Origin of the sequence: Novosphingobium aquae (assembly GCF_037572715.1) — a bacterium.
GTDB classification, from domain to species: Bacteria; Pseudomonadota; Alphaproteobacteria; order Sphingomonadales; family Sphingomonadaceae; genus Novosphingobium; species Novosphingobium aquae.
The window spans coordinates 34,400-46,822 of the sequence record NZ_JBBHJY010000013.1 but is presented as its reverse complement, the minus strand read 5'-3'; the positions used below and the strand labels follow the sequence as shown (position 1 = coordinate 46,822).

Annotated in this window: 11 protein-coding genes; all 11 read right to left on the bottom strand. The window is 62.6% G+C overall.

What is annotated here, in order from left to right; translation table 11 throughout:
• Window positions 1–8: 8 nt before the first annotated feature.
• Window positions 9–1,739, bottom strand: a complete 1,731-nt coding sequence (locus tag WG900_RS19365; RefSeq protein ID WP_339969904.1) for a DUF1800 domain-containing protein — start codon at window positions 1,737–1,739, stop codon at window positions 9–11.
• Window positions 1,740–1,864: 125 nt separating this feature from the next.
• Window positions 1,865–2,890, bottom strand: a complete 1,026-nt coding sequence (gene virB11 / locus WG900_RS19360) for a P-type DNA transfer ATPase VirB11 (protein ID WP_339969902.1) — start codon at window positions 2,888–2,890, stop codon at window positions 1,865–1,867.
• Between the two features lie 3 nt (window positions 2,891–2,893).
• On the bottom strand, window positions 2,894–3,964 hold the full coding sequence (locus WG900_RS19355) for a TraB/TrbI/VirB10 family type IV secretion system protein (RefSeq protein ID WP_339969900.1): 1,071 nt from the start codon (window positions 3,962–3,964) through the stop codon (window positions 2,894–2,896).
• Window positions 3,961–4,668: a TrbG/VirB9 family P-type conjugative transfer protein gene (locus tag WG900_RS19350; protein WP_339969898.1), complete on the bottom strand. Its 708-nt coding sequence runs from the start codon at window positions 4,666–4,668 to the stop codon at window positions 3,961–3,963. The genes WG900_RS19355 and WG900_RS19350 overlap by 4 nt, the downstream gene beginning before the upstream one ends.
• On the bottom strand, window positions 4,665–5,462 hold the full coding sequence (locus WG900_RS19345; RefSeq protein ID WP_339969896.1) for a VirB8 family type IV secretion system protein: 798 nt from the start codon (window positions 5,460–5,462) through the stop codon (window positions 4,665–4,667). The genes WG900_RS19350 and WG900_RS19345 overlap by 4 nt, the downstream gene beginning before the upstream one ends.
• The gene (locus WG900_RS19340) at window positions 5,459–6,724 is read right to left on the bottom strand and encodes a TrbL/VirB6 family protein (protein ID WP_339969894.1); all 1,266 of its coding nucleotides are present in this window, start codon (window positions 6,722–6,724) and stop codon (window positions 5,459–5,461) included. Before WG900_RS19340 ends, WG900_RS19345 begins: the two co-directional genes overlap by 4 nt.
• Entirely contained in the window at window positions 6,724–9,114 is a 2,391-nt protein-coding gene (locus WG900_RS19335) for a VirB4 family type IV secretion/conjugal transfer ATPase (RefSeq protein WP_339969892.1), read from the bottom strand. The genes WG900_RS19340 and WG900_RS19335 overlap by 1 nt, the downstream gene beginning before the upstream one ends.
• Window positions 9,093–9,380: a VirB3 family type IV secretion system protein gene (locus WG900_RS19330; protein ID WP_339969890.1), complete on the bottom strand. Its 288-nt coding sequence runs from the start codon at window positions 9,378–9,380 to the stop codon at window positions 9,093–9,095. Before WG900_RS19330 ends, WG900_RS19335 begins: the two co-directional genes overlap by 22 nt.
• Window positions 9,381–9,392: 12 nt before the next feature.
• Window positions 9,393–9,707, bottom strand: coding sequence for a TrbC/VirB2 family protein (locus WG900_RS19325; protein ID WP_339969888.1), 315 nt, complete (start codon window positions 9,705–9,707; stop codon window positions 9,393–9,395).
• Window positions 9,708–9,957: 250 nt separating this feature from the next.
• Window positions 9,958–10,461, bottom strand: coding sequence for a flavin reductase family protein (locus tag WG900_RS19320; RefSeq protein WP_339969887.1), 504 nt, complete (start codon window positions 10,459–10,461; stop codon window positions 9,958–9,960).
• Between the two features lie 36 nt (window positions 10,462–10,497).
• On the bottom strand, window positions 10,498–12,408 hold the full coding sequence (locus WG900_RS19315; RefSeq protein WP_339969885.1) for an FAD-binding monooxygenase: 1,911 nt from the start codon (window positions 12,406–12,408) through the stop codon (window positions 10,498–10,500).
• Window positions 12,409–12,423 lie beyond the last annotated feature (15 nt).

The following is a 12,423-nucleotide window of genomic DNA, read 5'->3' as shown; positions in this document are numbered from 1 at the left end:
TTCCTCCCTCAGCGCAGTACGAGATATTCGGGCGAGGCCATGACCAGCACGATTGCCGCCTGAATGCGGTTCAGGATGCCGGCATTGGTCGCTATAGAAATCGTATCGAGCGCGGTTTTCATCTGTGCAATGGTTGCAGCGCTGATCTGGTTCGCGGCGAGCAGCAGATTGAGTTCGGCGAGCAACGCCGCGCTATCTGTCGCCAGAGTGGTCAGCGAAGAATAGTCAGGCCGGGCTTCACCCGCACCGTTGACGATCAACGACTGCATGTAGTTGACGTAAGCGATCACCGAGGGTTCGCTGGTGATCTGGAATTCGGGCGCGACCAGCCCCTTGCTGGCGATCGTGGTGCCGGGCGGCGTGTAACCCGGGCGGAACCAGTTGAACACGCTGGGTGCCCGGCCTGGCCCCTGGGCAATGCGGTTCGCGCTCGATGACGTATTGCCGAATGGCCAGAGGTTTGTCGGCGAGGTAACGCCAAAGGCCTTCGCCCACTGCACCAGTCGCACCACCGGTTCGCGCAGCTTGCCGAAAGTGGCGGAACTTTCCTGACTGTCGTCGCGCGCTTCGCTGTCCGTCAGAATCGCGCGGATGACCGATTTCATGTCACCGCGCACGCCGCTGCCATTGTTGGCGAAGACCGCGGCAACGCGGCCGACATAGGCCGGCGAAGGATTGCTGGTGACCAGATGCTGGATCAGCTGCTTGCTGACGAATGGCGGCACATTGGCGTGATTGAACAGCCCGTCGAGCACCAGCCTGCGCGCGGTTGCGCCGTCGGTTCCGGCGGGGATCGAGATGCCGAGAAACGCGGTCGCCCCGGTTTCGTGCGTGGCGGCGTTGATGATCATCGGCAGTTGCAGCCGGTCGGGCGTAGCTCCGCCTCCGGCAGCATAGGTATAACCCGTCCAGACCCGCGCCGCCTGCGAAACATCGGCCTGCGTGTAGCTTGGAACCGGATTGCCGCCGGAAAGCACCAGTGTACCGTCCATGTTGAGATTGTAGAGACCGATGGTGAACAGCTGCATCAGCTCGCGGGCATAGTTTTCGTCGGGAATCGAACCTGAGGTTGTATTGGCCCGCGCGTTGCCGAGGAACGTCAGAAAGAGCCCCATCGCCGCATTGGTGGAAACCCCCTCCATGATGTCGCGATAGTTACCGAAGGCATTGTCCCAGAGGATGTCCAGATAGGCGGCCATGGCAAAGGCCCGCCATGAGCCGCCAAAGCCATCAATCCCCACCACCCATTGATCAAGCAGGGCCATACCGACACGCTGGCGCAGCAGATCGGCGCTGCCCATCAACTGCGACCACATCATCGGATCGAAGCCGGCGACGGTATTCATATTGGCCGCCGCGTTGTAGCCATTGGCGACCAGAAAGTCCCAGAACCTCTGCGGCCGGGCTATCGAAAACTGGTTGTTTATCCACCCCGTCGCGCCAGAGGCGACGACGCTGGATATGTCAGCCCGCGAATAACCGATCGCTGCCTGCGACAGAAAGCGCGATGCCTGTGCCGAACTCATCGGAACAACTGGCGGGGGAGCGGGCGTAGGTGCCGGTGTTGGCGTCGATCCGCCCGAAGCCCCGCCACACGCCTCAAGCGCTAGGGTGCCGGTCGCAGCAAGTGCATAGGCAATCGGACTGGGCGCTGCGGCGGACTGCTCTGCTGGGCTGACTGGCTCTGCCAGCAATGTCTCCCCGACGCTGGCTTTTTCAGGCGAAGCGATCTCGGTCATTGGCCAGCTCCGATCAGCGGATGTTAGGGCAAACAGTGATCCAAGCAACTTTCTAGGTGGCTTTGCCGAATGGACAAACCAGGCTCCCCTTTTCGCCTCCGGTTATCCCCCGCTGATTGGCGCGATCAGCGCCCCACCCCTTGCGTCATCATGATCCGGGCAACTTGCCGCTTGCCGTTGCATCGCTCAAGCTGGACGACGGCATCGATCACGCCGCAGGCGTAACGCATGATGTCCTCGTGGCGAAGCTGGGTGCCCGATTGCAGGATGATCAGCGCCAGTTGTTCGAGAGCGCCTTCAGGACTGTCTGCATGAATCGTGGTGAGCGAGCCGGGGTGGCCCGTATTGATTGCCCGCAGGAAAGTATAGGCCTCGCTGCCGCGAAGCTCGCCAAGGATGACCCGGTCCGGGCGCATCCGCAATGCAGCCTGCAACAGATCGTCTGCCGCCACACGCGCCTCTCCCAATTCTCCCTTGACCGCCAGAAGCGAAACAGAATTGGCATGGCTCAACTGAACTTCAGGGGTGTCCTCGATCAGGATCAAACGCTCGGCCTCTGGGATTTCCTTGAGCAGGGCGTTGAGGAAGGTTGTCTTGCCGGTCGAAGTACCACCGGAGATCATGATATTGCGCCGGGTGCGGACCAGATCGCCAAGGAAAGCTGCCAATTCAACCGGTCCGCTACCCGCCGGGGCATCGACGGCGCGCAGATCCGTTTTTCCGCGCGAAAACCGGGTGCAGTCGAAAGCGCCCTGGCCGAGGAAATCGTCGAGGGTCAGATCAGGCACGACATGCTTGCGGATCGCCAATGCCAACGCGCCTCTTGTGGCTGGCGGCGCAACAATCTGGACACGGGCACCATCGGGCAAGGTCGCGGCAAGCAGTGGATGTTCCCGGCTGATCCCCTGATGACTCAGGCTGGCGATCTGCCGGGCGAGCTGCCAGAGCCGGGGCTCGTCGATTTCCGGCACGTCGTGCCTCTCCATGGCCCCGCCGATCGTCTCGACCCACACTTCGCCGGGTCGGTTGACGAACAGGTCCGTGACTTCCTCCCGCGCCAGGATCGGCAGCAAAGGTGCAAGGTACGCGTCAATGTAGCGCATCCCTGTTTCCGGCACGGCGAGATGCAAATTCTCGTTCTTGCGAACCATCGCCTAACGCACCGCCGGCGTTCCGCCGAAATCAAGATCGCGCGCCACAAGCACCGCGATCTGTGCGCCCTCGCGCACCTTGACGGTCGGCGGACGCTTGGTGTCGGGGATCAGGTCCTGCCCGACCTGGGCCATCTGTCCGGGTACTCCGACATAGATCGAACTGCCATTGTTCTGCCACTGCGAGGCGGCATTCACGCCCAACATCAGTGCCGATTGCAGCACTGCGCTGGCGAAGCGAGCGGCGAAATGGGTGTTGACCGAGCCCGGAACGCCGGCGCCGCCCATAGCATCGGTCACCGGCGAGCCGATCCGGATTGCTACGCCGTCGGGCCGGATCAGCCGGGTCCATGTCACCAGAATCCGGCGCAAACCCGGTCCGGTTTCCGCCTTGAATTCACCAATCAGCCTGCTGCCGCGAGGGATCAGCACACGGCTGCCGTCAAACCCTCGGGAATCCTGCGAAACAATGGCCCGGGCAAGGCCAGGCCGGTCGGAGTTGAGCGGCGTTTCAAGCACGGCGGCGATGATTGCACCTTGCGGAATGATCGACGCCCGGTTGCGAATCAAGGTGGCCCGCACGGCATCATCGGCACCTGCTGCGTCGGCCCCTGCGGCACCATTCACAGCCACGCCGCTGCCGCTGGTGAAATCGGCCACCAGCGCCGGTTCCGCCCCGCGCGGCCGCTCTTGCGGAGGCAGCATTGGTGCAGGCCATTCGATGCGCGGCTGATCGCGGTCCCGCACCCGGACGATGGCCGGAGGCAGGGGCACGGCCGCAACAGGCACCGGCGCAGGTCCGATGACAACGGCCTGGGCCGGAGGCAAGGCCGGGGGAACGATCAACGGCGGCGGCGGCGATGGCAGCTTTACGGCTTCCTTGCCGGCCAGAATGCCCTCATTCTGCCTCGCCTCCCGGTTCGCTTCGATATAGAGGATCAGGGCGATCCCCAGAACCACGGCCAGTGCAACAATCAGCCAGGATGGGATCATTTCGCGCGGCAGGGCAATTCCGGGCCGGATTTCCCGGCTGGGCATTTCTTCGCGTGGGTTCATGCTCGCTTGTTCGGTCATCTTGCCCTGTCCGCTCCGATCCGCGTGGCGCTGGCCCGGGCCTTGCCCAGTACGAAGACCAGCCGGTCATGCACGCCTTCGATCACATAGCCGCCATCGCGCATTGCCCCGTTGACCAGCGCAAGGTTTCCCTTGGCATCCTGACTGTAGACCGCAGGCATGGCAGCGCCCGCAGGCCACTTCATTGACGTGAAGGCACCATCATCGGTCAGGAACGCCGGCCTCAGCTGCATCTCGCCCCGCAGATGGTAACGCCTTTCTTCGGTCACTTTCGCTTCGCCCGGCGGGACGGGCTGCATGGGATAGGTGAAGGTCACGATGAACGGCTGCATGTCACCCGCGGTGATGGCACCATAGAGGGCAAAACTGTAGCTGCGCTGGTCGGTGATTACGGTCAGGTTGGTCGGCAAGGCAGGGCCAACGGGCTTGATCACCAGATTGTCTGCACGGCGGTTTGCCTGCACCTGCCAGCTGCCCGGATCGCCCACACTGACGGTCTCGATCCGCTCGTCCGGAGAGAAGCGCACCGTAACGGCATATCCGCTCGCCACCCGGAGCGCGACGACTTGCAGCGGATCGTAAGCCACAGTTTGGATATGGGGATCGCCTTCGCCCGGTATGGGGACGATTTCAGCCGACGCGGGCACAGCCAGCACGGCCAGCACTGCTGCAATGACATTCAACCGGGCGGGATTAATCTTCACATGGTTCCCCGACGCTGCACCGGAGCCGCATTGCCCGGCTGCGCAGGAAGCGCGGACTGCACAGGGGCCGCAGGCTGGGCGAGCGGCGGTGCTAGCGTCTGCGGCACGGCTTCCTGATCGCGGCGATAACTCACCACCTGAAAGCCCAGTGGGTTCACCAGTCGGTCCTCGACCGACATCGGCTCACCGGCATAGCGGAATCGCAGCACGCCCACCCAGTAGGAACGGACACCTGCTCCCTGAGGCTGATCGCGCCTTTCGGTGATGAAGCGCACCTGTGCCGTATCCGCACCGGTCATCGAGACGCTTGAAATCGTTGTTGTCACCAGGCTCGCCCGCGGGAATATGTTGATCGGGCTCTGCGGGTTGCTGATCGGCATCAGCGCCAGATAGTCGCGCCGCGCTTCTTCGCCCGACCACAGCGCCACCTTGCGGTACTGATCGGCCAGGCTGTTGATATCGAAGGTTTCACGCGCGATGACATATTGCGCGAGCATTGACTGCGAGAGGGCTGCCTGCGGCTTGACCTGCTGCGGCTGGTTGCCGCTGAGCGTCTGGACATAACCGGTCGTGCGATCGACCATCACCGTATAAGGCACTACCGTCTTGATGGGAGCCAGAGCGACCAGGGCCAGCGCCTCAAGCAAGGCGACAGTCATGGCAATCGCTGCAACGATCCACGCGATCCGCCGTGATCGTTCACTGCTGGCCTGGCTGTCGAGTGCCCAGCTGCGCGCCTCGGCATAATAGACCTCGCGGTCGTCGGCCGGGGTATCGGAATCGTTGTCGGTCATGTCAGTCCGTCCCGGCGGATTGCTCCGGAAGAAGTGCGGCGAGTGGAACGCCGGCCCGATTGGCCCAGCGGTTGCGCAACCTGGATGCGGTCCGTTTCGCGCCTGGAAGCCAGCGAGCCCGCCGCCGGTGGGGACGGGCGCCGATTGTCTCCTTCTTCGCGCAGGCGCAAATCGCGCCAGTCGAGCGCTTGTGCGGCATCGGCAACGCGCTGCGCCCGGTCACGGAATTCGCGCGCGCCGCCATTGCCGGCAGCACCGATGGCAAGCGATGGCGAGGTCTGCGGCATTTGTCTTTGTGCTGGCAGGAACCCGCTGCGCCACCAATGTGATGGCAGGCGAAACCCTGTGGCCGCCCGGATTGCAGCTGCCAAGGCCGCGAGCATCACAAGCGCGAATATCCCGGTTGTCGCGAGAATTTCGAGTGGCAAGGAGCCAAGCGACTCACGCGCAGTGACCAGATCGCGCAGCGCCAGCACTTGCGGCTCGATTATCGCCAGTTCGAGCGCGAGCACGGCCGGCACGGCAAGGGCGCCGATCACGGTACCCGCCAGCCCCCTTACCCAGCTGTTGAACAGGCCGCGCGTGCCATCAAACAACAGGAAAGCGATAAACACCGGGCCAAGCGCCAGCAGCAACGCCATGGGCACACGCACCGAAAGCAAGCCCGCCAGAGCCGTGATCGCCAGTGTCCCGACAGCAATCGATCCGCTGATTTCAGGTGCGGGCTGCGGACTTGCGTTCGCCGTCTGGGAGACTGCTGCCGCGCCGCTGCCGAGGGCTGGCTGGCCAGCAATCGGCGGCGCCTGCGGGGCTGCGCCGGGCTGGGATGTCACAGAGGCCTGCCCGGCCTCTTCGAGTGCGGACCGCACGCCGTCAATCCGGCTGGTCAGGCTCGATATGTCCTGGCTGGCCAGTCCGGCCTGCCCCAGCATCGTGGTTGCCAGTTCCTGCGGCACCTTGGTTGCCACGTCGAAAACCAGCACGCGATAGGCAGACCACTGCGTCGCCAGGGCCACGACAATGCCAAGCCGCAGCGCGACGGACAGCGTATTGTGGATGGTGATGTCGCTTCCCATCAGCAAACGGTAACCAATCAACGCCACGTATATCGTCAGCAATCCGGTCAGTGCCGTGCCGAAAGGCGAGCCGTATCCCAGCGCCCGGAAGCCAGCCTCGCCCAGCGAAAGCGTCTGACAGTCGGCGTAAGCAACGACATTGCCGACATAGGGTCCCAGCGGGTCGAAGGCGGCGCAGACCTGCATCAGGCCACCTTGACGAGTTCGGGCAGCCACAGCGCCGGATCATCACCGGTGCGGCTGCGGATCTCATCGAACAGGCGCACCGAACGTTCGCGGCCTGACAGCACGGTCAACAGATCATCCTCACCCGTCAGGTTAAGTCTGGCGACAACGCTTTCGTTCCCGTGCTTGACCAGGAAACAGCGCGAGGAGTCGGGCAGATTTCGCACGAGGTCGAGTTCGTGCCGGGTCAGCCCGAAGCCCGTGACATAGTCCTCCAGTGCCGCCTTGGGGTTTGCCGTGAAGATCTGGGTCGCTGTCTGTTCGACAATGGCCGACGAAATCCGGCTGGACAGCGCATCCTCGGCATTTTGCGTGACGAAGCCGACGATCCCGTTACGTTTGCGGATGGTCTTTTCCCAATCGCGGATGCGCTGGACAAAGATTTCGTCATCGAGCGCCTTCCAGCCTTCATCGACAACGATGATCGACGGTGTCCCATCGAGCCGTTCATCCACCCGCTGGAACAGATACATCATCGCCGGCGTACGGAGCATCGGATCATCGAGAATCCGCGTCATGTCGAAGCCAACCGCATGGTTCGACAGGTCAACCGCATCTTCGGCATTGTCGAACAGCCAGGCATGCTCGCCGTCGCCCCACCAGGGCCTCATACATGAATAGAGATCGTCCGCAGTGGGCCGGTGCCCGCCTCGCAGCAGTTCGACAAAGGTGCGCAAACGGCGGAACGCGGGGGGCGCAGCAAAGCTTGCGTCGACCGCTTCCTTGATCTGGCGAAGCTCATCGGGGCCCAGCGTTCGACCGTCGCTCCCCGCGAGCTGCGCCACCCACTGCATCAGGAAACGGCGGTTTTCGGCAGAATCGGCCATCTGAAGTGGATTGAGACGGCTTGGCGTGCCTGGTCGCAGCACATCGTAGACCCCGCCGATCGCCCGGATGAACAGTTCCGCTCCCCGGTCCTTGTCGAAAAAGACAATGCGCGGGTTGAACCTGCGGGCCTGGGCCAACAGGAAATTGACGATCACCGTCTTGCCGGAGCCCGAGGGCCCGATGACCGTGAAATTGCCAAGATCTCCTCGATGGAAGTTGAAGTGATAGGGCCCGGCGGCGGTCGTCTCCAGAACCGTTACCGCGTCGCCCCAGAAATTTCCTGTCGGCTGGCCGAGCGGAAAATTGTGGTTGCTGGCGAGACTGGCGAAATTGCCTGAACCAATCATCGCCCGGCGCGCGATGAACCGGAAATTGCCGGGGAACTGCGCCCAGAACGCCGGCTCCAGCCCAATGTCCTCGCGCACGGAAATTATGCCCATATCAGTCAGCGCGGCCTGTACCTCGGCAACCCCGGCATCGACCTCAGACTGGCTGCTCCCGCGCACCATGACCGTAAGGTGGTGCTCTCCGAAGGCTGCCCGGCCGGCGGCGACATTGTCCTTGGCCTGAGCCAGTTCGTCGCGCAGGCTGAGCGCCTCGTCATCAGAGGCCCGCATCCGCCGCAAGGCCAGATTCATGCGGCCAAGGCTGGACTGGCGATCGACGAAGGCGAAGCTCTGCGTGACAACCATCTCGACCGGAATGCGCGCAAGGTCGTCAAGCATGCCCGGCGACGTTTCGCCGGGGTAGTCCTTGATCGACACCATGGCCGCCAGACTGGCCGGCGCCTTGGCGGTGGGGCCAAGTTCCAGTGTGTCGAGCCCGAAACTAACGCGCCGGTAAGGCAGGCATTCTCCGGCATCACCGAAGGGCAGCCGGACCGGTCGCAGCTCTCCGTTGTAGAGCGTGGAAAGCAGTTCGAGCAGTTCCGAGCACGGACCGGCGGGAGTTTCGTATGCCGTAAGCATCCTGGGACGGTATCCGGAAAGCGCAGCCATCAGCTGCTCGCCAGCCGCTTCCAGAGCGCGACATTCGCCCGCGAGCCTTGCTCCGGCCTCTTCAGCGCCGCCCGCCTTGCCGAACAGGCCGGTCAACCAGTCAGCGGCCCCGGCCCGGCCTTGTGCCGGACGGCGGATCAAGGTGAGAAACAGCTCGTTGCCAAACAGCTTTCGTGACGCGAGCCGGGCTTGCCAGCTTGCATCCAGATCGCGGGTAAAGCTGTCGGGGAAAGTCCCCTCTGTCCCGCTTTCCAGCCGCCGGCGGACGACATGGTGATAGACGGCATAGCGCGAAGAACCGATGGCGCGCAGCATCGCGTCGCGCAGGTTCTTGCGATAATTGATCTCTTCGCTTTCCGCGGTCTCGAACAGGAACCCGCCGAGCCAGATCCCCAGCATCAACGTGCCATCCCGAAGGCGCAGGACCCGGTCGTTGACATGGGCAGCATAGGGTAGCCTGCTGCCAGCAGACTGTTCGTTTTCGAACAGTGGCTTGCTACGGTTCATGCGCGGTAGGAATTGCATCGCCAGAATCGGTAATTACGCACGCGCGGGCAACGGCTTGCGCGGGTCAGCCAGAGATCGAACATACGCGGCTCGCGGACGCAAACGACAAATCCCATCAGATGGACCACGGCAGCAAACAGGATGACCCATGCCGACCTGAAGATCAGGAAGAATTCAGTCGAAACGACGCCGTTTATCACGAAGTAGGTGTAGGTAACCCCTGCAAACATCTGCGGCCGGGTGAGCGCAACGAAAAGAGGATCACGCGAAAGGCCGTTGCTCATCCTGTTTTCAGCCTATTGCCCGACCGCGGCGGCGGACTGAATTCCCGCGACGATGCTGGCGGCACCGAACAGGATAAAACAGCCGAGAATCACGGTGGCTCCATAGCGCCAATTCATCCGCCCGCTCAGCATCATGAAACCAACCACAGCAACTGCGATCACTGCGACCACGGTCGCAACCGTTCCCAGCAAAGTGCCCTGAATCCAGGCAACTGCTCCGACAATTGGTCCCGAGCCAGCCGGATCATACCCGCTCTGCGCCTGTGCTGCGCTCGCTATGAAGGCCGGCACCATGCCGACCAGTCCTGCTATTACCCGACTGCCCATCCGCGCAGACTATGTGGCGGTGATCCGATGTGCAACGCGATTCTCTCAGGGCGCATGGCAACGGCAGCAGATGCCGGATGCCAATGGCTTGGTTCGGCGCTGTCAGGTTGCTGGTTCTGTCAGTCCGACAGCACTCAAAGTATGATGGGAAACGCAAAACTCACCAGCCAGGCAAAACTGTCAGCTGTGCGAATTGGTGATGTTCACCGATCGCGGTGCTGTCAGTCGGACCGCAACCGCGAGCATTAAATTAGATCGGCTCAATCACATTCGGAGCAAAATAGCTACCCTTAAGAAACACAAGCGGCGACCCGGTGCCCTGCCCCATTGCCTCCACGGCGCCAACTACCATGAAGTGATCTCCGACCTCTTGAACAGATTCGATGCTGCATTCAACCCAGGCTGCAATGCCATTCAAAAGCGGAAGTCCCCCCGGGCTGAGACCAAGCGAGATCCCGGCAAATTTGTGCTCGATGTTTGACGCGAACGTCCTACTGACGGACGCCTGCACGTCCGAAAGCACGTTCGCACAGAACCGGCCGGTTTCCTCAATCTTGCGCCAAGTGCGGGATTCTCTTCCGGGGAAAAACCCGACCAGGGGCGGGTCGAGCGAAATGGAAGTAAACGTACCCACGACCATGCCGAAGCGGTCATCCCCTTTTTGAGCGGTGATTACCGCGACACTGGTAGGACAGCACCCCATTACGTCCCGGAAAGCCCGGGAATCTGTCGGTGAAATCATGGTGCTCGCCATCTCTAACCTCCCACCCGAAAACTGACCCGCCTGAAGTCAAACAAGCAAAAAGGAGCCTTCGAAAAAGTCCGCAATTCCTTCGTAATCATCGAGCGGCAGAATTTCCGCGACATATTGGTCCGGGCGCACCACAACCATGCAGCCCTGACTGCGGTCGATCCTGCGCATGGCAAAGATGTCATCCCCGCCTTTCAAATCGGCGCAGAAAACCTTTTCAAAATCGCACAGGCCGTAGCGACCCTTGTGCGGCCGCAGCAGCGACGGCATCGAAGAGCAGTCCAGATCGCGAAAACCTTGCTGGAACACCGCGCGGACGTCGATCACGGCGTCGATGTCCTCGTCCGGCCGGGTAAAGCGGCACACCGGCGACGTCTCCGCCGCTTCGAGGAACTGGCAGAGCCGTGCGGTTGGAGCATCTGGCTGACCGCTATCGTCCTGCCCGGCGAACACGAAGATCCGCCAGCGCCCGTCAGCGTCGATCGCGTGGCCGAGCTGCATCGGCATCGCATCAGCCAGCCGGATCACCGGCGCGGAATGAAGCCGCTTGCCAATAGGGAAGCCCGGCGCAAGCGACTGGTGTTGCCCCGAACCGGTCAAGGGAGAGGCTTCGTAGCACACGGTCAGCCCGGCGGTGAATTCGCCATTGGCAATGAATTCGCGCTGGACACGCGGCATAGCGCTTTCGCTGTCATCTTCCGCCCGGCTACCAACCATGCGCGACCAGCGGTGATCGAAATCGACGAGGCTTTTGGCGGCCGCGCGGCGTTCGGCGGTATAGCTGTGAAGCAGCGCGGGCGCGGCGCGGCCGGTCAGCACTGCCCGCATTTTCCAGCCAAGGTTGAAGGCATCGCCCATCGATACGTTCATGCCCTGCCCCGCCTTCGGGCTGTGGGTGTGACAGGCGTCCCCGGCCAGCATTACGCGCGGTGATCGCGTGCTGGCCTGATCGGCAGGCACATCGTCAAACCGGTCGGTCAGGCGGTGCCCGATTTCATAGATCGACCACCACACCACCTCCTTCACCTCGAGGCTGTGCGGTGCAAGGATTCTCTTGGCCTTGGCGATGATGTCATCAACCCCCATACCGCGATCCGCAACGCGCTCGTTGTCGGCCAACTTGTCCAGTTCAACATAGAGCCGGACGAGGTATCCGCCCTCACGCGGGAGGAACAGGATCGTCCCTTCGCCTTCGGACTGGATGATCGCCTTCATCCTGTAATCAGGGAAATCGGTCACCGCCAGAATGTCCATCACGCCCCAGGCCTGATGCGCGGTATCGCCGTGTAGCGCGCCGCCAATCGCCTGACGAACGGCCGAACGCGCGCCGTCGCAGCCGATCACATAGCGCGCGCGGATCGTCTCGCGCTCACCCTCGCGGCCCGGCGAGGTATGTTCCAGCGTGACCGTGACGGGATAGTCCTGTGCCGCTGGATCGACCACCAGATCTGCGACCATCAAGCCATAGTCAGGCTCCAGCCGAGTCGGCGAATTTCTCATGACGTCGAGAAACAGGTCGTGCACGCGGGCCTGATTGATCAGCACATGCGGCATCTCGCTCAGGCCGTCGGCAACGTCCTGCACCCGCCCGACGCGGCGGATCTGCCCCGGGTTTTCAGGGTCCGGGCTCCAGAATGTGGTCTCATTGATCCACACCGATTCCCGCTTCACCTTGTCAGCGAAGCCGAAGGCCTGGAACATCTCCATCGAGCGCACATTGATCCCGTCGGCCTGGCCCTTTTCCATCGGCGCCAGTTTCGGCTCGACAATCATGGTGCGAATCGACGGCTCACAAGAGAGTTGCGCGGCTAGGCACAGGCCCGCCGGGCCGCAACCGGCGATCAGCACGTCGATGGTTTCCGGCAGCGGAGCGGAACGGTCGCGCAGGTCCGGCGCGGGGGCCTGAACATCGGGATCGCCCGGACGGAACCCGTTAAGATGAAACTGCATCACCACTCTCCCCGC